The sequence below is a fragment of the Cellvibrio sp. UBA7671 genome, assembly GCA_002483145.1.
GTDB lineage: Bacteria > Pseudomonadota > Gammaproteobacteria > Pseudomonadales > Cellvibrionaceae > Cellvibrio > Cellvibrio fibrivorans.
Window position 1 is genome coordinate 34,617 of record DLHJ01000012.1, and the last position, 25,453, is coordinate 60,069.

The 25,453-nt window shown below is 47.2% G+C and carries 18 protein-coding genes; 6 read left to right on the forward strand and 12 right to left on the reverse strand.

The window, feature by feature from the left end:
- The first annotated feature begins 2 nt into the window (after positions 1–2).
- Positions 3–269, forward strand: coding sequence for a hypothetical protein (locus B4E62_RS08590; protein ID WP_331351774.1), 267 nt, complete (start codon positions 3–5; stop codon positions 267–269).
- A gap of 86 nt (positions 270–355) precedes the next feature.
- Positions 356–1,918, forward strand: coding sequence for a DNA cytosine methyltransferase (locus B4E62_RS08595; protein ID WP_331351775.1), 1,563 nt, complete (start codon positions 356–358; stop codon positions 1,916–1,918).
- A gap of 24 nt (positions 1,919–1,942) precedes the next feature.
- Here the strand turns inward: B4E62_RS08595 and B4E62_RS08600 are convergent, their stop codons facing one another.
- The 12 genes from B4E62_RS08600 to B4E62_RS08655 all read right to left on the reverse strand — a co-directional run bounded on the left by B4E62_RS08600 (position 1,943) and on the right by B4E62_RS08655 (position 16,618).
- Positions 1,943–4,018, reverse strand: a complete 2,076-nt coding sequence (locus tag B4E62_RS08600) for an AIPR family protein (RefSeq protein WP_331351776.1) — start codon at positions 4,016–4,018, stop codon at positions 1,943–1,945.
- Positions 4,019–4,027: 9 nt separating this feature from the next.
- Positions 4,028–4,993 (reverse strand): PD-(D/E)XK motif protein, encoded by a 966-nt coding sequence (locus B4E62_RS08605; protein WP_331351777.1) that lies wholly within the window; start codon positions 4,991–4,993, stop codon positions 4,028–4,030.
- Entirely contained in the window at positions 4,977–7,739 is a 2,763-nt protein-coding gene (locus B4E62_RS08610) for a Z1 domain-containing protein (RefSeq protein WP_331351778.1), read from the reverse strand. The genes B4E62_RS08605 and B4E62_RS08610 overlap by 17 nt, the downstream gene beginning before the upstream one ends.
- A complete protein-coding gene (locus tag B4E62_RS08615) occupies positions 7,729–9,210 on the reverse strand; it encodes an ATP-binding protein (RefSeq protein ID WP_331351779.1) in 1,482 nt (493 codons plus the stop codon). Before B4E62_RS08615 ends, B4E62_RS08610 begins: the two co-directional genes overlap by 11 nt.
- 315 nt (positions 9,211–9,525) lie before the next feature.
- Positions 9,526–10,062: a DUF924 family protein gene (locus B4E62_RS08620; RefSeq protein ID WP_331351780.1), complete on the reverse strand. Its 537-nt coding sequence runs from the start codon at positions 10,060–10,062 to the stop codon at positions 9,526–9,528.
- Between the two features lie 286 nt (positions 10,063–10,348).
- Positions 10,349–12,100, reverse strand: a complete 1,752-nt coding sequence (locus B4E62_RS08625) for a PKD domain-containing protein (protein ID WP_331351781.1) — start codon at positions 12,098–12,100, stop codon at positions 10,349–10,351.
- Positions 12,101–12,323: 223 nt separating this feature from the next.
- On the reverse strand, positions 12,324–12,941 hold the full coding sequence (locus B4E62_RS08630) for a PEP-CTERM sorting domain-containing protein (protein ID WP_331351782.1): 618 nt from the start codon (positions 12,939–12,941) through the stop codon (positions 12,324–12,326).
- A gap of 146 nt (positions 12,942–13,087) precedes the next feature.
- Positions 13,088–13,993 carry an NAD(P)/FAD-dependent oxidoreductase gene (locus B4E62_RS08635; RefSeq protein WP_331351783.1) on the reverse strand — a complete coding sequence of 302 codons (906 nt, stop codon included), beginning with the start codon at positions 13,991–13,993 and terminating at the stop codon, positions 13,088–13,090.
- 3 nt (positions 13,994–13,996) lie between these two features.
- Positions 13,997–14,467 carry an Rrf2 family transcriptional regulator gene (locus tag B4E62_RS08640; RefSeq protein ID WP_310069319.1) on the reverse strand — a complete coding sequence of 157 codons (471 nt, stop codon included), beginning with the start codon at positions 14,465–14,467 and terminating at the stop codon, positions 13,997–13,999.
- Between the two features lie 115 nt (positions 14,468–14,582).
- Complete coding sequence (locus B4E62_RS08645) at positions 14,583–15,119, reverse strand: SRPBCC family protein (protein WP_331351784.1); 537 nt, start codon at positions 15,117–15,119, stop codon at positions 14,583–14,585.
- Between the two features lie 69 nt (positions 15,120–15,188).
- Complete coding sequence (locus tag B4E62_RS08650; RefSeq protein ID WP_310069313.1) at positions 15,189–15,539, reverse strand: metalloregulator ArsR/SmtB family transcription factor; 351 nt, start codon at positions 15,537–15,539, stop codon at positions 15,189–15,191.
- 209 nt (positions 15,540–15,748) lie between these two features.
- Entirely contained in the window at positions 15,749–16,618 is an 870-nt protein-coding gene (locus B4E62_RS08655) for a YicC/YloC family endoribonuclease (RefSeq protein ID WP_310069310.1), read from the reverse strand.
- Between the two features lie 168 nt (positions 16,619–16,786).
- Between B4E62_RS08655 and rph the strand changes: the two genes are divergently transcribed.
- The 4 genes from rph to B4E62_RS08675 all read left to right on the forward strand — a co-directional run bounded on the left by rph (position 16,787) and on the right by B4E62_RS08675 (position 25,306).
- Positions 16,787–17,515, forward strand: coding sequence for a ribonuclease PH (gene rph, locus B4E62_RS08660; RefSeq protein WP_331351785.1), 729 nt, complete (start codon positions 16,787–16,789; stop codon positions 17,513–17,515).
- Entirely contained in the window at positions 17,505–17,888 is a 384-nt protein-coding gene (locus tag B4E62_RS08665) for a diacylglycerol kinase (protein ID WP_331351786.1), read from the forward strand. Before rph ends, B4E62_RS08665 begins: the two co-directional genes overlap by 11 nt.
- Positions 17,889–17,934: 46 nt before the next feature.
- The gene (locus B4E62_RS08670; RefSeq protein ID WP_331351787.1) at positions 17,935–18,411 is read left to right on the forward strand and encodes a phosphate-starvation-inducible PsiE family protein; all 477 of its coding nucleotides are present in this window, start codon (positions 17,935–17,937) and stop codon (positions 18,409–18,411) included.
- 211 nt (positions 18,412–18,622) lie between these two features.
- The gene (locus B4E62_RS08675) at positions 18,623–25,306 is read left to right on the forward strand and encodes a PQQ-binding-like beta-propeller repeat protein (protein ID WP_331351788.1); all 6,684 of its coding nucleotides are present in this window, start codon (positions 18,623–18,625) and stop codon (positions 25,304–25,306) included.
- Positions 25,307–25,453 lie beyond the last annotated feature (147 nt).

A 25,453-nucleotide genomic window follows, 5' to 3' on the forward strand; every position in this document is an offset into this window, starting at 1 on the left:
TCATGCAAGTTGCTTTAAAAAGTTGCGGTAATCCTGATCATGGACAAGACCCAGATAGAAAATATTATTTATGCGAGCCGAATAAAATAGTTGATGTTTCATCATACGCTGAGGCATCAAAAATATGTCGTGAGTTTATCGTTAAAAATGATTTGGGTGGCGGCAACTGGTCCGGCGGCCAAATATATATTAATGGTGAATACATAGCCAAAGTGAATTATGCAGGGATGATTCGCTCGATTGATGGAAGTGAAGTACTGTTCTCGTAGTCTTTCGGCTAAAGTAAGTAAGGGCAGCCTGGATTTGCAGATTAATCCTGTTATTCTAGGCGCCTCATTTTTCTCTGTTTCCCTATATGTCCTCTCAAATCAAAATTATTGACCTCTTTGCCGGGCCTGGTGGTCTGGGCGAAGGCTTTTCTGCTTATAAAGATAAGAAAACGGGAAAACATCCATTTTCTATTGCTGTGTCTGTAGAGAAAGAAGCTAGTGCGCACCAAACATTGCAGTTGCGTTCATTCTTCAGAAAATTTCCTGATGGGCAGGTGCCTGACGAATACTATAAATATGTGAGTGGGCATCTTTCACGCAAAGCGCTTTTTGATGCTTTCCCGAAAGAGGCGAATGCAGCTAAAGAGGAAACACTTCATGAGCCACGCGCTTTAGGAGAGGACAACAAATATATTCATGAACAAATAGAGTTCGCTTTGGCCAATCACAAGGGAAAGACAATTGTGATTGGTGGCCCACCATGCCAAGCCTATTCTCTTGTGGGGCGCGCAAGGAATATGGGTATTGTCGGTTATGAGGCCAAAAATGATCCCCGCCATTTTTTATATAAAGAATATTTGAATATCTTGTCGCGGGTTAACCCGGAAATATTCGTAATGGAAAATGTGAAAGGGATTCTTTCATCTACTGTAGATGGAGAAAAAATATTTCCTAAAATCCTGGATGATTTGAAGTGCCCCGGTAAAGCGATAAGCAAAAAAACTGGAAGCAAATATAGAATCTATTCCCTTGTGAAATCCGCAACAGACCCTGAAGATCCCGAGTACGAAGATTTTTCTGATTTCATTATTCGTGCAGAAGACTATGGGATTCCACAAGCTCGCCATAGAGTAATTCTTTTAGGTGTCAGAGAAGATATCAAAAATATTCCAAGTCAGCTGAGTACCAGTGATAAGGTAAATATTGAAAAAGTGATTGATGATCTTCCACCACTTAGAAGCGGTCTTTCAAAAGGTGGAGATAGCTACGAGAAGTGGCACGAAACCGTTGCCGAGATTGTAAAGAAATTGCCGTCCAAACTTAGAAAAAGCGAGCTCAAAGAGTTGGCTGGCAAAATCGCGCACTATTCTCCTGCAAGCATAGAGGTAGATCATCGAGGCGGTCTGTCAATACCTGTAAGCCGTTCTGTTGTAAAAAGCATGCCCTCTGGCCTGAAGGATTGGTTTCACGATGCGCGATTAAAGTATGTTTTGAATCACGAAACTCGCGGGCACATTGTTGAAGATTTGGAGCGGTATTATTTTTGCGCAAGTTTTGCGCGCGCATATCCTAATCGTGATAATCCTAACCCGAAATCGCATGAGTTCCCGAAATTTCTGGCGCCCAACCATAAAAACTGGGAATCAGGAAAATTTTCTGATCGTTTTCGTGTGCAAGCGGAAGGGCGTTATGCCACAACTATAACCAGCCACATTTCAAAAGATGGTCATTATTTTATTCATTATGATCCTTTGCAGTGTCGCAGCCTCACTGTTCGTGAAGCTGCGAGAATCCAAACCTTCCCCGATAATTACTTCTTTGAAGGGAATCGGACACAGCAATACGTTCAGGTTGGTAATGCTGTTCCGCCCTATCTTGCAAATAAAATATCAGAAATTGTTTATCAGCTAGCTAGGCAATTAGGATGAATAATATTTTGTCCGAGAAGTGGGCTATTTATAACCCTCCGCAACTAGCTGGTTATGAATTTGCCAAATTAAAAGGCATTGCTTTTCCGATGGCAACTTCAATGGTATGTGTGAAGCAACCTTCAACAAATCGAGCTGTTTAGGGATGAGTAAATTATTTTCTATGGCCCAAGTTCGCATTCGAGCCCACTCGCTGCCAGGAATACCTACCACCGAAATTTGTGCAGCAATGCTATTGTCCTCTTTCTGAGTATCACTGGCTTTTTTTAACTCATCTGTTACTTCACGAATATCTTGCAGTGAATTAAACATTTCTTTGGAGAGAGGGATGTTAAAATCTCTTATGTGATCCCAGCAAAGCTGCATCTTTGCCCATTCAGTAACGTTATCTTTTGGGCGATCTTCATCTGTTAAAAGGACAAGCACATGCTTAGCAATAATTGCGATTTGATCCAGTACAAAACTAGAAACAGACTGTTTATCCCATATTGCACGCAAATCCATTTGCTTGCCAAGCGCTTGCTCTGAAATCATATTGTGTAGTTTGGCGAGTGTATAAGTTACTATGTTTGCTCGATAGCCGCCCTGATACCATGCTTGCTTGCTGATTAATGCCTCAGTTTTACGAAACAATATGGCTAAGGCCACAATGTTTTTAAAATATTCTTCATTAAACTGAGATTCATCAGCAGCCCAATTCTTAGTAATAAGTTCAGAAAAATACAAGAAACTTTTTTGAGCACCTAAGCTAACCTTGTGTGGAAGCTCTTTCCAGGTATTTTGAAATTTAGCGATGTCTGTTTTTGTTAACATTTGTGCGCGCGGATTCTGATTTAAAAACTGCCTCTTCTGAGCCGGAGTTAATTTGGCTTGCTCATTTATATATTGCCCGCGTGCTCGTTCATAAAACCAATGGGTGCCATATTGAGTACCAATCACAGGAGATGTAAATATTCTGCGCGAGAACTCTTCTAATCGAATATGGTAAGGATGGTTAGCAAAAAAATCAGCGTCACTTACTTTATTTTGACTATTAGCGTAACGCGCTATTTCTGGTATTAACTCACCCGCTTTTTCAGAGGGTAAAACGGAGAGTTTCATCTGAACCATTACTAGAGTTAAGTCCATGGCATCCTTTTTCCCTGCCGATCCTCTTGCTGCAATTGCTAAAGATGCAGTGGTTTGACCGCCATTGACGATTTGCAAGTTTTTAGCACTTACAATTTTCAACCCAGATTCGGTTTTTTCAATCTCAACATCCTCCGCTGTTGCAGCGATACCATTATTATAAGCAAAAAACATTTCTGGCTGATTGCGAATGGTGACCTGAATTTTGGCGTTAACCTTGCCCTTTGTACTTAGGAAAGTTCGAACATTTCCCTCTAGCAACCTACTACCATATTTTTCATAAACTTGAGCTAAGCTGATACCAGGAATCATACATAGGTATGCTTGATATTCACCCTTTGATTCGGCTGCTTTAAGGCAGGGTAGCCCTCCACCAAACTCATTAAAATCTACTATTAGTTCATCACGGCCCGTCGCTGATATATATGCGGTATGAAATCTCGAAATATCCCATATGTGAAATTCCGTTCCCACGCCATTTAAGTGTTCCTCAGGCCAGTCCTTTGCTCTGGTTTTTAATAGTCCATCACTCGCCAAATAGAAACGGTATTTCGTAATCTTTGAATGTAGATCCATTAGGTCACACGCGAAACCATACGCTGGCTGACTTTCTTCTATTGAACCATCAGACAACTTACCTTTTAACGCCTCCTCAACAAATGCGCGCAACATTCCAAATGCTTTTGTTACATCAGCTGTATTAAAAGTAGGCGCATCATCCTCGTTTGAATAATCTACAATCAAAAGCGCTAGACTGTTATCTGCTTCATCAAAAGAATAGCCGTCTAGTTTTAACTTTGTTCGGCCTATAACTCCTTCAAACCTGCAAATCTCAAAATCACTAAACTCTTCGGCATCTGAAAGACGCTGCCCTACATCTTCAACAAATTCAACACGATTAAAATCGAGGTTCGTTTCTGCCCGCACCCTGACATTTTCTAACAAATCTTTTCTGAATTCTTCAAGAGTCATTTTGGTCCCTCAATTATCATCGGTTGGTTTTATTTGATACTTTTCACAATCTGAAATATTAATCTCATATCTTACGTTAGAAATTCCGGTGGGTAACATTGCACTGGTTATACAAGGGAATCCTTCAGAGACCTCGTACTTAGCGACATTGTTGACTTTATACTTAAAGTCATCGTATTCACTTCTTGGCATATAGCCGGTACAACTTAATCTTTCCTCGAACAAATCGCATGCATCAATATCGTGTTGTAATGAAGATTTTATTTCTTCCACTAAACTATTAAGTGAAAATGAATTAGCTTCATCCAAACTATAGGTTTGGAAAAGCTCAATAATCACTAAGTAAATCGGCGATTTGCAAATTTGTAACTGAAGCTCAGAGGAAATGAAAACATTCTTGGCCGCAGGCCTAATTGTTTTTATTTCCCAAGAACATTCGTCAGTCTGAAAATCCTGAGGTGCGTCAAAAGGGCCAACCCATGACTTTAGTGCGGCATTTACTCCCAAATCCGTAAACAATTTTTTCAAAAAAATTAATTCTCCCCATAATCCTCTTACTTCATTCTCGCTTAATAAATTTAAACTATCACGTTTCAGTAATAGTCTCCAATAAGACAGCCGGCGTAAAATCGCCAATAAAGCGTCTTCTTCCGAACCGAAAAATTTTTTTGAAAAACCGATTAAATCAGCACAAAAAAGAGAAAACATTGGTTCTAGAGTGGGATTCTCCAGTGTCAATACGAACGCCCAAGTCTCATCTTCACGTGAATAGGATTTAATTTTAATTACCCTCATACTTTTAACAGTAGGTGGGCGAGATTTCACTACAAGCATTAGGACTCTATGGTTTTCAACACTCTTACCTATATAAAATCTTAAAGGATGAGTCTTATCAAATAATTGAAATACAGAATCCTCAATGCCCAAAGGAAATGAATCCCACCTATTAGATAAATCTTCATGCACAGGATTCATCCTCATCTAACTCCTCATCCTCTATAGGATCGTACTCAACTTCGTTTGGCAGTAAGTTACGCAATTCAACCAGATTAATTCTATAGGTGAAATTTTCACCTCCATTTTTCAGGGCTGGAAATATTAAACCTACAGCAACCATAAACTTACATCTTTCAGGAAGAGGCACGGCTTGGTCACTTCCCTTTTCATAGGGTTCTAATAGATACAATAGAAGCAGTGGTTTTTTCCGCTGTTTCCGATATGCTTTTCCTGAAATGGTTTTTTCTTTATTTTCTGGTTCTGATCTAAATTCCGTTTCAGCGATTCCAATATCAGTGACAGATAACCCTATTTTTTCATGAGAGCTGTCACCTAAACGTCGCTTGCTACCACCCACCAAATATGATCGTGATATAGAGTCCAGCGTTACTTGTCTTTGTAATGCGTTGATAGAAAAACCACCCAAAAACTCTTGAAAATCAACTTGACCGCGTGGAAATGCAATATCCCAATAGTCAAGAATGTCTTCTCCTGATTTTCTTATAAAATTAGCAATTACTTTGGAAGGAAATCTAGTATCAAGTGGATGAGATAAATATCGTTCCAAAAAATCGGCAACAATATTTTTTGGAATTTCCTTCCAAAAAGGAAATTTTTCATCATCACGATTATTTGAATGTACTTCAATCAATTGTTGAGTTAAGTTCTCTGTTACAACGTAATTCCTAAGAATTACATCTGCCTCAGATGACAAACGTGTAGTTTCTTTCAGTTCATTACTAATATTAATTGAACCAGTTATTTCTTCAGAATCACGCATTTTATTTCTTGCAGTAATTAATAACGCTTCTGGGTGAGCGCGAACTCTCAATCCCACGTCTACGGGCTTAAGTCTTGAGTTTTGCATTTGGCGAATTGCATCTCTAAGCTCATCCGCAGCTATAGCAATATACGAGTACCAATCACTTGATGTATCTGAAATCCATATTCTAAATAGATCTTCGTATCCGGTACGATATCCAAACCATCTTCCCATTTGTAATAAGGCATCATACATTTGTGTTCTTCGATAAAAGTAACTAACACAAAGCCCTTCTAGAGTTATTCCTCTCGCAAGACTATTACCACCCACTGCAATGACTCTAAGTCCACTTTCTCCGTAAATTGAATAGTCTAAACTTGCGGCTCCCGATTTTTGATTTACAGTGCGCATTTGAATTGACAAAGATGAAGCCGCTAAAGTCGATTTCACATCATCCCAAGAAACCCCGGCGCCAGCATATTCTTTTAAATAAATGCTATGTAATGCGAGCATCGTAGAATTTTTTTGTGAATCTGTATCACTAAGCATGGAGTAATGTCTAATGTCTTCTTGTATTCTTCGCAAAATTCCATCAAGAATGTCTGCTACTTGATTTTGAATATTCGTATAGTGCGTAATATTGACAAGCATAGATCTATGTTTCGGTGAGTTGCTTCGTAAATCCATAATCGCATTTACAACCACAAAACAATGCATAGCGATAATCAATGAATTCGGAACCTCAGTTATAACGCCATCGGCCCCTACCCCTTTACTGGTATTGTTGTCATTACTCACTTCGCCAAAAATGGCTTCGGCATCATCAATACTTTTCAAATGTTTCGGATTTGACTCTTCGCCGAAAATTTTGGTCGCGCCAAAATAATTTGTAGGAGCATCAAGTGTATAAATAAAATCACGAGGAAATAGGTCATCCCCTAACATGTCGTTTGTTGTGTCAGGATTAATAAATACATTAGCGAATGGTGTTGCAGTAAATCCAATATAACTTGAGCGAGGAAAGACATTTAATAAATTCCTTATGCTCGCATTAATTGCAGTAGCTTTTTTGGGATTGGTGTTGACAGAAGCATTGTCTGCTTCATCGTCAATTAGCAAAAGAGGGAGATTTATCTTGCCTGCATTATTGGCATTATATGTCGTTAGCCAATTTGTAAGGTTTTCCAATATTCGTTTGTTTTTCTTAACGACTAACAATACGGGATCACTATAGTTTTTTAATTTAAAGCCGAGCTGATTCGCTGTAACTTCTTTGAAATCAGACATGGTAGATGTGAAAACACCAGCATCTCTATCAGGATTAATCAGCCCCACCCCAACAAGCCTACGCTGACGTGTACGATTAACAATCCCCGCACTTTCTAACCCTACAAAACCAGAATCTAATCGTTCCTGTGTTTGACGACGCAAGCTTTCTAAAGTACCTGTAAGTAGAATGACGAGCTTATATCCTGCATCAGCAGCCTTACAAATTAGTCCAGTATAATTAGAAGTTTTACCGGATTGCACATCTCCCATAACCAATCCGCGCTTGGACCATCCTGATTCATTGAATGGATCACCAACTCGATCCAGAATCTGATCCGTTACTTTATCAAGGGAATCGACTACTGGATGCGGCCATCCCTGACGAAGCAAATCACTTTTATATCGTCCCCAATAAAAAGGATCTATTTCGGCTTTCCTCGCCAGAAGCCAAGGAGTCGAATTGTCCTCCACGCAACTCCCTAAACCCATGTAAATAGTTAGACTTTCATGCAAACGCATTATTATCTGATCGTACTCGTCATCCGTTATCCAATAATTAGGAATGACACGTAATGCACTAGCGAGTGTTACAATTTCACTTTCCATTGGAATTTTATTTTTGAAATATATACGAATGTTTTCTTCCAGCTTTACCCCATTTTCGGACAATTCGGTTATTTTTTTATTCTTCATTACTCTCTATCTCCTTTACGATTTTTCTAGTGATTTCGAGATTTTTATTAAACGGTTCTATTAAGTGGAGGCTAGCTAAAAAATTAGCTCTGAACTCTTTATCCATTCCAGATAATGAGAATAAACTTTTTGCCATGTCTCGCAATCGATTCTCTATATTTTCCTCATTTGGTGTTGCACGTACGTCTGACGCCATTCTTGAATATAGAGCTTCGGATGGAAAAGTACTTTCAATTGCATTTAGCACACTATCAAATGAATGCTGTTGATTTTTTATAAGCGTACGGTAAAAACTTTTTATTATTGGGTGATCTCTATTAATGTCAAATCTAACACCATCTCTATTAAGTACCTCGTGCCAGCCAGGCATTACATCGCCTTTTTCTATATTACGTCCACGAAAAACTATTGTTCGCCCACTTACATGTCTTATTCGCTCAATAGTTCTTCGTAAATTTGCGCGAACGATTTCTGGAGGAAAGGCTGCGGATTTTTTTACATCTAAAGTCCATAAATGATCCAGCGTATTGGGTATATCAACTCGAATACGAGCCAATTTGCTCAATTCATCTTTTCTAGCAAGTCGAAACCAGGTACCCCAAATTATTAGTCGACGATTACGATAGATATAAAAACCTTGCAAACTACGTAATCCTAAATTCCCTCCCGCCTGATCGACTTCTGACTGACTAAGCTTACTTGCATGCGGAAGGATAAATGGCTTAACTACAACTTTATGGCCTTCAACCTTAAAGCTATCTTCATCGAGATGCTGTGTAGCCGTATGATCAGAAAGAAAAGGATCTATAGATGGTAAAGCAAGATTATTTATTGAAATTGAAATGCGAGAGCGACCATGTTCAGAGCTAATAAACCTGTGGAAAACCAATGCCAAGTGGTTTCGAGCAATATCCATTTGCTCTCCCATTGCAGACTCCAGAGAACTTTCGCCTGCGGCCAACCTATCGAGCTGCTGCCAATGCACTATTGTTCCTGTTCCCCATGCTTGTAAGTCTGCTACGTGAGGCATTTTGAAAATCTCATTTTCCTCTAGTTCTAACATGACCCAAGCTTTCTTCGTCAATATGACATCCAAGTCCCAACAAAAAGCAGCTAGCGAACCGTTTTTCATCAAGGAAATAACAGTCATTCGTCGGCATTGTGAAAGGGATGATGTTTTCAGCCCTAACCCATAGCGACCAAGATCATCAATATCGCGAATTTGGAGTGGATTGGTGCTGCCGTGTCGCATAGCATTCGCTAAGGTTTCTCTGGACATTCCAATACCGTTATCGACAACCGCAATATATGGGTCATCGTCATATGGTCGAAATTCTATTTTTATCTGCTTTGCTTTAGCTGAAATACTATTATCAATTAGATCTGCTAATGCGGACTCTAAGGAATAACCTATTGATCGCATGGACTCGAGTAGAGACGAAGCGTGAGGTGGGTTTTCGATTTCTTTCATCTGTCATCCAACTGACTATAAATTTTTAATTAGGTAAGCGCGTCCGAATTAGTCACGTTCGCATTCCTCATGGAGGCTTTTTCATTTGGTTGAATATTCATTATTCTTATATTCCATCGCTCCTTTTAGGCAACGATTCTCTACTATAGCCGAAGATTTGTGAAATACATCGCATTACATGAGGGGAATTTGTAAGCCAAAAGCCATTGCTTTTTAAGTCATAACGGGAGGGATTGGTTTGAAAACTACTGGATTTGTATAGTCTGCCTATACAAATCCACCAAAACTTAAACCATCTAATAATTCCCTCCCCATCTAAAACCCCGACCCCGGCTCCTTCAAAAACTCAATCTCCTCCTGCGTTGATTCCCTGCCAAGAATCTCATTGCGATGCGGATAGCGGCCAAATCGGTTAATGATGGTTTGGTGTCGAAGCTCAAAATCCAGATTATTTTCCATCCCCGGTGCGCTAAATAACATCACGGCTACTTTATGGATTTCTGCGGATTCGCTGTGCATAAACGGCAGGTAGAGAAAACTGCGTTCCGTGGGAGACAAGGCTTTATCGGCGTCTACGGCCAGTGCTTCTTGCGCGAGTGCCAAGGCTAATGAGTCATTGGCGAAGGCTTGGGGAGTATCGCGGAAGATATTGCGGGAGAATTGGTCGAGGATAATGATTTCTGCCAGGCGCCCTTTTGCGGCCATGCGCCAATCAAATAATTCGCAGCGAGTTGCTTGGTTATGAATAGCGGAAAAGCGTTGTTTAATTTGCTCGTCCAACTTTTCATCTTTTGCCCACCATTGCGCCGGGGTGAGTTCGTTAAACCAGAAATTGAGAATGTCTTCGTACATATCTATTTCCCTCTAATGAAAACGGCAGATTACCTTGATTTTAGGGGGACTTCAGTGGGGTGAGCCCTATGTAGGGGAAATTAAGAATCTGAGCTCACTAAATACGGAGGTTGTTTGCCAATTATTGTGAATCTGGATGTGGTGCTTGCACAGCGAAAAATGCGTTTGAATAGATTAGCCGAGTTAGTAGAGATCACCCCGCAAAATTATTGGTGCTCACAACGGGTAAAGCGAATCCAAAGAGGCGGGTGAGATGAGCACACCCGCCTGATTGAATCCTGACGATTTATATGTCGCGTGCACACCCTGTGCGGATTAATGAGAGGCGTGATGCTTGCAGCAGCACTAGCATCAGCAAGCCAAGGCAATACCATAAACTTGCTGCACCCCCACCACCTGAACCTGATCCGTTTGAATTTGAAACACTGGTATTAGAACCACTGGTATTTGCAGTGCTGGATTTAGCACTACTTGATGAGGCGCTGGATGATTTTGGTTTGGGAGAAATAGTCAGCGTGACCGATTTTTCGGCTTGGTAGCCTTCGTTGTCCGTCACATGTAATTTAAAAATAGCCAATAGAGGAGCTGTGCCCGTCAGTGCGGGGGCTTTAAATGATGCAATGGCTTTATTGCTGTTTTCAATGACGATGTTGTTCGGCCCTGTCCATTGGTAGGTGGTGATACTACCTATGTTGTCTACCGAAGCAGACGCATCCAGCGTGACCGTATCGCCTTCCAGAATAGTTTGCGGCACTGCGATATTAATTTTAGGCACATTGGGATCAAATACGTTGAAAGCGATTTCTCCACTGGTAGGTGTGGCAGCAAGTGATTCGCAGTAATGGGTAAAACGCGCGTGGAATTGCGTGAGCAGATCCCCTTCATTTTGAATGCTTAATACATTAAATGAACCATACGAAGCATTGCAGCCAAAACCGTTCGCCGAAAAATCCAGCCCTGCCGTTGCACCTGCAAAACGCCGCGCATTTTCATAAAGACCCGGTTGCAGATTCTGATTTTCCGGTGGATTAATAGAGACACGATATTCAGGAGGTGCGGAAGTGCTCGTGCTTATGTCAGCCATTACACCCCAACTGCCGCCTACAGCGTTAATTAAATTGTTTTGGCCGATATACAGTTGCCAATTGGCGTCATTGGTTGGGAATTCGGTTCCCGTCACACTGCGAAAAAATGATTGTGGATCGCTTTTACTATCGACGTGAATACTGGTTTGAGCGGTTGCGCTATTGCCCGCTGTATTCGTCACCGTTAATTGCAGCAGAATATCGGCACCGCCCAAGGGCAGACTTTTTGGCAGGGTAATTAATGCAGTCTCCTGGGTTGAATCGATAAATGTCACCGCTGGGCCAGATACCTGACTCCATTCATAACGAATAATTTCACCTTGCTGCGCGCGGGAGTTTTCGCCGCTTACCCGATATTGTTTGCCTTCAATTGCTTTTGGTTCAGGTAAAGAAATAGCGGCAAGCGGTTTGGAATCCTGTTTTGGGAAGTTGGAATTGATGCGCAATATGCCGCGTATTTGTGCTTGATTGCCGAGCACACAATACTGGGTAAAGTTAATGGCATACCGGGGTGGTTTTGCTGTTGGCTCAAATTCATAAACAACGAATTCACCGGTATTCGATGAGCAGCCTCTGCCTGCGCCAATCAAATTGACATCCAATGCCGGTTCGATTTGACCTTGTAGCCAACCCGGACCCTTGGTATTTAAATAGGGGCCAACCTGGAATTTTTTATCTGTGCCCGAGAAAAAGGTTAATTGAATGTTGTATTTATCTGCAGCGGGTGTGCTCCAGGTAAATCCACCCGATAATTGATTGGGCGCTGAATAAAATAACGCAAAATCACCATCATCGTCGCTGACATTTACATCTTTACCCTGAAACAGAAACTCACCCTCATCGGTATCTATTTCCAAAAACGTTGCTGCTGTCGTGGTAAGGCTAAATTGCGTAAGCAAAACAAACAGGCAAGTGGTAAAAGGTTTATAAGAAGCATCTTTTAAAAGTGTCATGGGGAAATTTCCAAATAAGTACAACTGTCCAATAAAATGATTAACAGGGTAATGTTCTATAGTAAGACAACCAACATCACTATCACCTCCGTTATTGTTGCAGGAATGCTTGATTGCATCTGCGATATATTCATCATCGTTTTCTAACCGTTTTCATTTGCGTGGATCTTGGCCAAAAAAAACGGCCCCCGAAGGAGCCGTTTTTGGTAAATCTAAATCTGGTTTATTTGCGCGCTTGACGACGAGCAAAACCCAAACCGATCAAACCCAAAGCAAACATTGCCAAGGTAGCTGGCTCTGGAACATCCGCTTTGCTCAAGGAAATGTTGTCGAGCATGATGCCGATATTATCGCCACCAGCGTGGTTGAAAATGATGTTGTTTGCATTGTTACCCACTACGGTGAAGGTGCGGGTAATGGTTTGCCATGGTGCAGTAGGAACAAGACTGAATGATTCATTCAAAAATCCGCCTAATGCCAAGGTGAAGCTGTCAGCTCCGCCGCCGCGTTGGTTGCCGGAAATATCAAAGCTCAGGGTGTAAGTGCCCGCGCCGAGTGACAACAAAGAGCTGGTCAGTATGCCGGCATTACCGCTTGATCCGTCCAGATCCACACATTTGCCGCTACCACCGGCACAGGTGATACCCCAGCCGTTGCCATTTGCGACTACATCGACAGTACCGTTAGATACGGCCCAATTGCTGAAACCGGTGTAGTTGAGGCTGGAAACGCCTGCAGCTCCTGCTTCAGTATTAAAATCGTCTTCAAAAATAACGCCAGCATTAGCACCAAAGCTGATGAGGGTGGCGGCAAAAAAACTTACTACGTGCTTAGTGAACATGTGTTTTCCTAACAAGATGAATATGACGCCATTCACATAGCAATTTTGGCGCCAAATCACCAAGTTATTGAATTATAACAATTTCTCAAATCACAAAACGCTATACATGTTAAATTAATCGACACTTTCGATCGATTAATCGCGTTTTACGCAGGCAAACCATCAAAGATTAGCGAGCGATGTACTGCAAACCCTGCCAGCGCACCATCGCCAATCGCAAAGGTTACACTGCCCATCGCCCGGCCTAGATCACCACAGGCGTACACGCCGGGAATACTGGTTTGTTTGGATTCGTCAGTTTTTACATAAAAGCCGACCGGGCTTTCGGCCAGCTCGCAGCCCAGATCATAGGCGATGGGGCTGGCGGGTTTGGTGAGTGACGCTACGAATAACCCGGCTAGCTCGACCAATCGACCATTGGCGAGTTTCACAATGGCGGATTGCTCGCCAGCAATTTCGCTCACGGCTTCGGTTTCGATACGCACATTGCGCGCGGCCAATTGTTGTTGGTGCAACTCACTCGGCGTAAAACAATTATTGGTGAACAAGGTGGTTGGACCCCAATCGGGAATCAACAGCGCTTGGTGTACCGAGGCTTCACTAACGGCGAGCACGCCGAGCGAGCCCTGGTCCAGTTCGTAACCGTGGCAATAAGGACAGTGAAAAACGGTTTTGCCCCAGCGCTCTTGCAGGCCGGTAATGGCGGGCAAATGGTCGCTTACGCCGGTAGCGAGCAATAATCGTTTGGCGCTCAGGGTTTGATTATCGCCAGTGATAACCCTAAATAAATTGCCGGTTTTTTCTGCCGACTCAACCCTGCCTTCAATCCAGGTGAGGTTGGGATACAGCAGCAGCTGGGCTTTTGCTTCTGCAGCGATTTGCGCAGGCGGCTTTCCATCCTGCCCCAATACGCCATGCGAATGTTCGGCAAAACGGTTGCGGCGAATACCCGCATCAATCACCGCGACATTGCGCCGCCCGCGCGCCAATTGCAGTGCGCCCGCCATACCGGCATAACTGCCGCCAATCACAATCACGTCGAAAATTTGCATGTGTTATTCCCCCGAAAAAATGGAATGTTCGTGGTTGCCGGTGAACCCGTGGGCCTGTTTGCGCTGGTGGAAATCGGCGCTGAGTTGCGCGAGGGTCACGCTGCGGAAGCGTTCCAGCAGCAGGTTTTCAGCTTCGTGAAAGGCCTGGTTGAGCGCGTTGTTCACCGCTTCTTCCACCAGACAACCGGGTGCCTCGGTGCGGTTGCCCATGGCGAGCAAGGTGGGTTTATCCAGTGCGAGGTAAATATCATGCAGGGTGATGGTTTCCAGTTCGCGACAAATCTGCCAGCCGCCACCGTGGCCTTTGGCGGAACAGACGAGCTGGTGCTCACGCAAACCGGCGAGCACACGGCGAATCACCACCGGGTTGGTTTTCATCATGTTGGCCAAGGCTTCCGATGTCATGGGGACATTGGTTTCGGCCATATGCAGGAGGACGTGGAGCACGCCCGACAGTCGGGAATCGCGTTTCATAAGCAGCACCTTTTCACGTAATACTATTTGTTACGTGAAAAGATACTGCATGCTTTTAACTTATGCAACTTTTAATGTTACTTGATCGATTGTTGCGTGATTTCACCGGAGATTATTAGCCTGCCAAACGCTGCGCATATTCCTGTTCCAGACGTGTATGCACCTTCCAGAATCCTTCCGGAGTTTTGCCCTCCAGTCGATCGCGCAAGATATTGAGATGGGTATGCCAGCCACCGGCGACACTTAAGCGCTCGTCGGGATTATTCAAGCGGCGATGGGTGACGGTGAGTTTTACCTGATCCTTGATCTGTGCGAGTTCAAAACTCACTTCCGATTCACCCTCAGATCCGGCATTCCATAAATAGCTGAGTAAGCGCAACGGCTCGCAAGCGGTGACTTTACCGAGCATGGGTACATCACCCGCGCAGTTGGAATATTTGGGTGGTGGAATATCGTGTTCGGGTGACAACTCGGAATTGCGGAAAGTGTGCTCCACTTTGCCGCCGATCTTTTGTTCGACGCTCCCCTCAGCTAGCCAGGTGGAGCGTTTGTCGGAATCGGTCAGATATTGCCAGACCCGTTCAATCGGGCCGGGCAACATGCGTTCAATGCGCAGGGTATCCGGTGCAGTTAATACGCCGTAGTCATTCATCTCAAACTCCTTTGGCCAGTGGCCTGTTGTGGACGATCAAGGGTCTGACTCGGAGAGCGGTGACCCGGTTTAATCCTTGCTGTTGCGCGTTTGATCCTCTGCGATCAACACAGCGGTCAGTGCATCCAGCCGTTGGTTCCAGAACTGTTCATAGTGGCGCAGCCATTCAATGCCACCGTGCATGGGGCGGGTGTCGAGTTGGCAGGTATGGTTGCGCCCCTGAATATTGCGCACTACTAAACCCGCACCTTCCAATACTTTGATGTGTTTGGAAACCGCTGCGAGCGTCATATCAAACGGCGCAGCCAGTTCGCTAATGCCGCAGGGCGCCTGTGCCAGCCGCGCGACCATCGCCCGCCGCGTAGGGTCGGCAAGGGCATGGAATACGGCATCAAGTTGTTCGCTTTGATTGTTTACCATATGGTTAAGTATTCTCCTGAACAAAGCCATTGTCAACCATTTGGTTGAATAATTTTACGCAAGCTGATTTTAACACCGGCAGTTGGTATGAATCAGGGTGGTTAGATGAGGAAGGGGAGACTAGTGCCCGTAATCTGCAGCGGGAAGAATTGGATGCCTTGGCCGCCCGGATTTATAAAGTGGCGGCCAATGTTCAGGTTTGGAAAATGTTACTCGATGTTTTGCACCTGCTCCCGCATCTGCTCAATCAACACCTTCAATTCCACCGCCGCTTGCGTCGTCTCGCTTACAATCGATTTTGATGAAAGGGTATTGGCTTCGCGATTTAATTCCTGCATTAAAAAATCCAGGCGACGGCCGAGGGAGTCGGTTTGTTTTAGGCTACGTTTGACTTCAATGACGTGCGTGTCTAGGCGGTCGAGTTCTTCATCGACATCGGCTTTTTGCGCGAGCAATACAATTTCCTGCTCCAGGCGTTCGGGCTCCAAATCCACTTGCAGTGCGGCGAGCTTGGTGTGCAATTTTTCGCGCTGCGCCGCGAGGATTTCCGGCATGCGTGCACGCACATTAACAACCTGTGCCGAAACGCTATCCAAGCGGTTAATAATTAATTGTTGCAGCTCTGCGCCCTCGCGCGAGCGGTGTTCGATCAAACCTTCGAGTGCGAGATCAAACAATTCGAGCGCGGCTTTGTGCATTTGCTCGCGATCCAATTCCTGTTTTTGGATTACACCTGGCCAGCGCAAGATATCCAATGCATTCACGGGGGCAGCGACGGCGCCGAGTAGGCTATTAATTTGTTGTGCGGCTTTGGTTAATTGCGCGATCTTGTTGAGGTTGATGCCCAAATCAGACTCACCTTCCTGCTCCCACTGCACGCTCAGGCTAGCTTCAACTTTTCCGCGCTGCAGGGCTTTGCGCATGGCATCGCGCAGGTGGGGTTCAATTTCACGGAAATCTTCCGTCAGGCGGAAGCTGGGTTCAAGGTAGCGGTGATTCACACTGCGGATTTCCCATACCAGCGTACCCCAGGGGAGTTTGGCTTCACGGCGGGCAAATCCAGTCATACTACGTGGCATAAGGGCTCCTGGAACTAAGTCGTTCTATGCAAGGTGGATACTGCGCGGGGCGGTTACTTCTACGGGCGAGAGCTGGTAGAGTTCACCGGCAACTTAACAATCATCAACAGATGGGGGATGGTATCACACCTTCCCATAGATCCATTTCAAGTAGTAAGGATTCCTTTTATGCAACGTCCTAGTGGCCGCACACCCGACCAATTACGCCCCATTCGCATCACCCGCCGCTATACCAAACACGCCGAAGGCTCGGTTCTAGTGGAGTTTGGCGACACCAAAGTGATCTGCACCGCGAGCGTGGTCAATTCAGTTCCACCTTTCTTACGTGGTCAAGGGCAAGGTTGGCTCACCGCCGAGTACGGCATGTTGCCACGCTCTACTGGTACGCGTATGGATCGCGAAGCAGCGCGCGGTAAACAACAGGGCCGCACGGTAGAAATCCAGCGCTTGATTGGTCGCTCGTTACGCGCCGCCATCGATTTAACCGCACTCGGTGAAAACACCATACATATCGATTGTGACGTTATTCAGGCCGACGGTGGCACCCGCACGGCCTCCATCACCGGTGCATGGGTTGCACTTGCCGATGCTGTCGCCCATTTGAAATCCACTGGCAAAGTCGCCGGTGAACCAATCAAACGTGCTATTGCTTCTATTTCAGTCGGTATCTATCAAGGCGTTCCTGTGTTGGACTTGGATTATCCTGAGGACTCCGCAGCAGACACTGATATGAACGTAGTCCTGGGTGATGACGGTGGCATTATCGAAATTCAAGGTACAGCGGAAGCCGAGCCGTTCAGCGAAGCGGAATTTGCGGCCATGTTGAGTCTGGCTAAAAAAGGGATTGCGCAATTGCATGAGTTACAGCAGAAAGCATTAGCCAGCAATGAGAAATAAGTTTCTCAATACCGGGCAGCCAGGTTTTCATCCACTGAGAAAGATTGGTGTAGTTCTGCGTGGGCTCAAATTCGCAGTAGTTACTGATTTCTCTGTCGCCTATAAGCTGGTGCTGTCCTTGTTTATGTTGATAGCCTGTATTGCGTTTCGTGATTGGATTGATGTGGCGGCGGTGTTAATTGCTACCGCATTGATGTTGGTCGCGGAGATATTTAATACCGCAATCGAAGCCCTCTGTGATTTTGTCGAGGCTAGCAATAATCATCGGATAGGAATCATTAAGGATATTGCGGCGGCGGGCGTCGGCATAAGCATTTTTCTGTGGATATTGATTATGGTTGGTGAGGCTTACGCGCTGCTGCACCACTTTTAAAAACCCGTCAGTCTTAGAGAATGAGTGCTGTTGGAGGATCACAGATATGAAAGAGCAGAATGAACAAAAGCTGTTAAACGTGATGGATCGCATCATTCATAACTGCGCACTGGTCATAGCTTTCATCATGGTGCTGGTCATCATTTGGGGTGTGGCAGATATTCTTTATGTGCTTTATCACCGTTTGATCGCACCGCCAGTAATGCTGCTTGAGATAAAAGATATCTTTGCAACCTTTGGTGCGTTTATGGCCGTATTGATTGCAATCGAGATTTACCACAACTTGATTCTCTATACCAAGGGTGATCACAATCCACGTTTAGCTGTTGAAATTGTTCTTGCCACTGCACTCATGGCAGCAGCGCGAAAAGTGATTATTTTTGATTTTAACGAAATGGAAGCTGCCTATATTTATGCGACTGCGGCGGTCATTCTTGCTCTGGGGCTTGCGTATTATTTGATAGTAATATTGCCAAACAGGGCCAGCAGGATTATAGCGGAAGAGTCGAACCGACCTGAGTGAGGTCAATATCGTATTGGTATTTATCCAGGGCGCATGGATGTGAAAACATGCGCCCTTGCGTATACCCACTCGGATCGGCATGCTCATCCGAAACGGGTGTGCTAGCATTTGCACCCGGCAGCCACCGCGGTTAATCACCATTCTGCCTCTTGTATCCCGAATAAATTCTTTGTTTTCTCAGCTTGTTGATTCCTTATGGAAGGGGTTTTGTATGTCTGGAAGTTTCTCGCGCATTTTCCTGAGTAGCTTATTAAGTCTTGCACTGGTCGCCTGTGGCGGTGGTGGCGGCGGCGGGGGATCTAAACCCACTCCACCGGTAGACACTGACGGCGACGGCTATGCCGATACCCGCGATGCGTTCCCCAGTGACCCTAAAGAGTGGCTGGACACCGATAAAGACGGTGTAGGCGACAATGGCGATGCCTTTCCTAATGACGCGACTGAAACCAAAGACACTGACAAGGACGGCGTTGGCGACAACAAAGATGCGTTCCCGAGTGACGCCAGCGAAACCGTGGATACCGATAAAGACGGAAAGGGCGACAATGCCGATCCCGATCCTCTGGGGCAGGCTATCCCAGCCTGGCCGACGCATCAGGGTAACAGTCACCACAACGGGTATGTGGATGTGACCCTTGCCCCAGCCAACTTCAAAACGCGCTGGGAAAAGCCAATAGAATTGGCGAGCCTCAACCAGGGCGCTGCTGGCGATGGTTATATCTTCTTCAATAATGCCGGCCAACTCTATGCTGTGGATGCACGCACAGGGACTACCCTGTGGACGCAATCCATTGCGGGCACACACAATTTTAGTGTGTACAACCCGCCCGCTTACGCCGACGGGATTGTCTATGTGCAAACCGGCGGCCATGCCGATGCGTTTCTATGGGCATTTAATAGTGCTGATGGCCGCTTGTTATTCAAGACCCAGTTGGAAGACCAGTGGAGCAATCACTATGCGCCGACCGTTGTGGACAATATTGTCTATATCGGCGGTGGTTACTATGGTGGTATGTACGCTATAGACGCTAAAACCGGCGCGCAAAAATGGTGGCAAACCCTTAACCAAACCGATCAGTTTACACCCGCTGTCAGCGGTGACTATGCCATCGCCTACACCAGCGGTTATTCACCCCGATTGACCGTCGCCAACAAAACCTCAGGCAATGTGGCGTTTGAAATTGACGACCCGGATGCCCAACACTGGGGCGGAGGCATGAACTTGGCGCCGGTAGTCGCGGGCGACCTGGTACTTGCCAACCATGCCGGCCGGGTAGTGGCGTTTAATCTGGCCAGTAAAACCCGTGTCTGGCAGATGAAAGCGGAATTTAGCGGCGATCCTGTCATCAGGGGCGAGCATTTTTATATCGTCAATAATACCGCCATTGAAGTGCGCAAACTGAGCGACGGCAGTCTGGTATCCAGCATCCCGGGCGCGGCTACCTTTACCAGTAACCTGGTACTCACCAACAACCTGTTGTTTGTCAGCGATAACCAGAATACCTACGCTTATCAAGTGGATAGCGGCGCTCTGGCCTGGACCCTCAACGGTGTCAAAGGCAAGCTGCTGGCAGCAGAAGGTGCACTGGTTGTATTTGGCAGCACGGGCATTGTCACGCTCGATCTGGAGGGTGACATAGATATCGACGGCCTGCCCGACTGGTGGGAAAAGCGCCTTAAAAAGAACGTCAATGCCACCGGCGATAGTGACAATGACGGCTTGACCGGCCTGCAGGAATTCGCGCTCATGACTAATCCCAATCTAGCGGATACCGATAGCGACGGCCTGACCGATGGCGAAGAAGTCACCGCCAAGAGCGCCCCATTAATTGCCGATAGCGACGCTGACGGCCTACTCGATGGCGCGGAAGTAAAAACCCACAATAGCGCCCCCGATAAGGCCGATTCGGATGAGGATGGCCTCACCGATGGCGAAGAGGTAGCGGCCGGACTCAACCCGACCAACAGTGCTGACGCCCTGCAAGACAGCGATGGCGATGGCTACTCTAACCTCCATGAAGTGCACGCCAACACCAGTATCAGCGATGCCAACCAACGGCCCGAGATAGCTAACTGGTCCATGCCCGGCGGCACCAGCATGGGCAACAATTACATTCCCCTGCTGTTAGACGAGAGTAAATTCAGCGAGCGCTGGAGTAAAACCAGCCCGGTTTCACTGGCCACTGCGCCTGTCGCCACCAGCCAGCGTTTGGTGGCGCGCATCAACAACCAGTATCAATTGTGGGATACCGGCACAGGGCAAGAAACCGGGACCACCGCCATCACCAATAATGGCCTCTCGCTACCCGCTAGCAGCGGCGACAAGCTGGTTTTCTTATCCCAGAGCACCAATAGCGGTACCAACCTCCAGGTATTTAATGCCAACTCGGGCGCCAGCCTGCTTAACAAAGAACTTAGCTCGGCCGGGTATCTCTCAGTCAACCAACCACTGGTGCGTGGCAATACACTCTATTTGGCCAATTCCAGCCGCAGCTTTAAGGCCTACAACCTGGATACTGGCGATCTGCTCTGGACCAGCGGTTTAAGCAACGGCTTTTTCGCTACCGACTGGCGCCCTCTGGTATCGGCTAAACATCTGGTGGGGCTGAGCAGCAATACCCTGGTGGTTTACTCCGCACAGGACGGCACCCTGCTCAGAAACATCAGCCTGCCCGCTAATAGCTATTTGCAGACCACAGTGCTCGGCAGCCGCGACAATATCCTGATGCAACTGGGCGGCACCCAGTTGGCCAGCGTCAGCCTCACCGATGGTAGCAATCAGTGGAGCAACAGCAGCTGCAACAGCGCCAAACTCGCGCTGGGCAATGGCAAAGTCTATGCCCTGACCGAGCAAAAACTCTGTGTGCTCGACGAGCAAACCGGCCGCTTGCTGTGGGAAATGCCCGTCAGCAACAGCTGGCAGGGGTCCAACCCGGTACTGACCGCCAACCATCTCTTTTACTCGGATAGCGCCACTACCTATGCCATCGACCTGCGCACCCGGCAGGTAATCTGGTCGATTAACAAACCCGCCCGTTATCTGGCGATGGACGACCATGGCACCCTGTTTATTCAGGATACTTTTGCGCTTACCGCCATCGACACGCTGGGCGATACCGATGCCGATGGCATTTTGCAGTGGTGGGAGCGCCGCTACGGTGGCAACCTGCAAGCCAATGCTGATGAAGATGCCGACGGCCTGACCAATCTGGATGAATTTACGGCCAAAACCAGCCCGCTGCTGGCCGATACCGACGGCGACGGTCTCAACGACGGACTGGAGGTTAACACCCATCAAACCAGCCCCATAAATAGCGACACGGATAACGACGGGCTGAGCGACAGCATCGAGGTAAACACCCATGCAACCAACCCGCGTCTGGGCGATAGCGACAGCGATGGTATGGACGATAGCCTGGAACTGGACTTTGGCTTGAACCCGAATGCCAACGACGCTGCTGCCGATGCCGATAGCGATGGCTTCAACAACCGCGATGAAATCTACGCCGGCACGCTGCCCAATAGCGCCGCCAGCAAACCAACACCGACGGATTGGGTGCCACGCCAGGGTAACGCAGCCCACAACGCCTTCCAGCCCTATAGTGTCAACGCCGCCAACTTCAACCTGCGCTGGAGCAAAAGCTTCAACCAATACCTGAAACCCATGGCCACGGGTAGCAAAAGCGCATTCCTGATTTATGGCGATAAAAACCTGGTATCGCTCAACGCTATCGACGGCAGCAGCCAGTGGCAACAAAACCTGGGGGATAACAACCGCGCCCCGGGGGTAGCCTATATGGATGAGAAGGTGATCCTCAGCACTAATGCGCCTAACGCCCTGCAAGCATTCGCGGCGGATACAGGAGCTTCCCTGTTCAGCGCCAGCTTCAGCAGTTACAACTCGGCGGATTACACCCCCAGCCTGTTCGGCAATCGCGCATACACCAGTCTGGGCTATAGCAGCGGCATAGTCGCCAAAGACCTGGCTAGCGGCGCCACCCTCTGGAGCACCGCCAATCTGCAAAGTACGCGCGATATTGCGGTCAACAACGCCTATGTGTTTGCGGTGAGCAACCGCAGCCTGGTGGCCCTGGATCGCGCCACTGGCAGTGAGGAGTTCAGGATCGATATCCAAGGCACCAGCGCTGAACACCCGGTATTGGGCACCCGCAACAACTTGTTGTTGGAGGAGCCGGCTGCATCCGGCCAATTATTGGTCAACTACAGTATTGCCAAGCGCAGCCAGACCTGGAGTAAGTTCACCGGGCAGATTGCCGGGCATCCAGTCGCGGGCAATGGGCGCGTCTATTTCATCAACAACGGCCAGTTGCAAAGCCTCAGCGAACTAAACGGCGAGCTGCTCTGGAGCTGGCAGCCCACCAACCAATACCTGAATAGCAATATTCTGGTCACGTACAGCCATGTCTTTGTCAGCAGCGAGTCAAAAACCTATGCGCTCTCTGCCACTAATGGCGAATTGCTCTGGACTTACGATGCCGGCGGACAACTCGCATTAGGCGCCGACGGTGCCCTTTATATCCAGGGCAGCATCACGCTGACGGCAATTAACCTGGAAGGGGATTCTGACGGGGATGCTATGCCCGACTGGTGGGAGCGCCATTACAACCTCAATCCTGCCAGCAGTAGCGACACCAATCTCGACAAGGACGGCGACGGCTTGACCAACCTGCAGGAATTCAACCGCAAGACCTACGCGGATGACACTGACTCGGATAACGACCAGTTGTCTGATTCGGCCGAGATTGGAACCCATAATACGGATCCTCTCGCAAGCGATTCAGATAACGACGGCATGCCCGACGGCTGGGAAGTGGCCAATAGCTTAAATCCGCGCAGCGCCGCTGACCGGGACATAGATAGCGATGGCGATACCGTACCTAACTACTTTGAATATGCCCAGGAGACTAATCCGAATAACGCCTTGTCACTGCCAGCCTTCTTCAGCCCCGGCCAGTTTTCGTTTGAAGACAGCCAACTGCCCAGCGGTTGGAGCCTATCTAATGAAACAACAGATGTGAGTATCAGCCTAGGGGTTGCCAGCCATGGCACTAAGGCCCTGCAAGCGCGCAATTTTGCCAATATCCAGTTCACTGGCTTTTTTGCCGCCAGCGACCTGTCGCTCGACATCAGATACGGCTGTAGCGGCAGCACCGGGGTTGAGGTTTACATCGACGGCTCTCTGCAAGCCCGGGTGCAGTCTACCGGTGAGTGGTCAACACTGAAGACCCTGATACCACTGGGACAACACACGGTCTCTATCCGTACCAATAGCTACAACTGCTCCGTGTATCTGGACAATGTTGTGATAGCGGCCGCCAAAACCAACGCAGAGATGGGTGTACAGTTTGCCAGCACCAGTAACAACAATATCCAGTTCTACGATATCAAGGGCACACTGAAGCGCGAGTTATTGGCGCGCCTGCCGGACACCAATAGCAGCCTGCGGGGCATTGCAACCATCGGTAACGACTATCTGGTCGTTGCCTTTGGCAGCAACCCAACACATTTAGGGCTGCTCAATCTGGCCACCTTTGATTGGCGTTATGTTGACGGGCTGGAGGCATTCAATAGCATTTACTCCTACGGTAATTACGCGCTGGCCGCCACCGGATCGGTCGTCTACCTGGCCTCTGTGGATCCATTTAACCCCATCAATAAGATTGCCAGAGTGGACCTGTTGACCGGCGCAGTGGATTATTTCGGCGCCCACACGTATAACTCAATCGCCCTCGACAGCCAGGGATTTATTTACGCCCATGCGAATTACACCGGCGTAGTTTACAAATATGATCCAGTCACGCTGGCATTGGTAAGTGAAATCTATGTTGCCAGAGCCAACCAAATCATGATTGATCAGCTCGACCGCTTGGTGGTGTTCGCAGACAACAATGAGATCCTTCGCTATAACGCACAACGCTTGGTTGAGGCGCGTCTCGAATTACCCGCGACTATCTACTCGATGAGCACCAACAGCCGCGGTGATTTGTTCCTCAACACCCAAAACAACACGCTGTTGCATTACAGCCCGGATTGGCAGCGGGTGAAAAGTCTCGCGATTACCGCGAACTACATGGCCGGCTTCCCACAAGCGGATAGCGATAGCGACCAGATTCCCGATTGGTGGGAACAGGCCTATGGCCTTGCGGCTAACAACGCAAGCGATGCCAGCAGCGATACTGATAGCGATGGGCTGACAGCACTGGAAGAATTCAATGCCGATACCAACCCTGCCAACCCCGATACTGACGGCGACCTGCTCAACGATGGTGACGAAGTGGAGGACTATGCCACCGATCCCAATAAACAGGACAGCGATGGCGACGGACTAAGCGATGCCGAAGAACTACTCGATCACCAGAGCAACCCGCTCAAAGCAGACAGCGATGACGACCTGATCAATGACTATCTGGAGATAGTCCAGTACCACACCGACCCCATGGACGCCAACAGCAAACCTGCAGCATTAAGTAATTTTGTTGAATCCTTTGAGTCAGGAAGTAGTGGCTGGATACAGCCAACCGGCGGAGCCGATGCGGGTTGGTCAGTCGTCAGCAGCGCGGCATCCCTAGGGAGCAAAAGTTTACGCGCGGGCGCGATCGGCGAGAACCAAACTGCCGAAGTGGAGTGGACTGCCGTTTACACTGCATCAACACTGAGTTTCGATGCGCGAGTGTCAGCAGAATATTGTTGCGATTATCTGCTCGTGTATCTGGACGATGTAGCAATGCTCGATATACGCACCAATGAAAGCTGGCAAACCCATCAAGTGAACATTCCCGCCGGAGTTCATACACTGCGCTTTGTATACCGCAAAGATGGCAGCGGTATCTCCGGCGAAGACAGCGCCTGGATCGATAATATCCGCGTAGACTAATCACGCACCGCGCGACCCATGTTTCCGATCCACTGGGCATCCCTAACAAGGGTTTTTATAAAAGATAAATAGTTTATTTTTTTTGAAAAATAAAAAACCGATCCCACAAGGATCGGTTTTTTTGTTTTAGAGGTAGGAATAATAAAG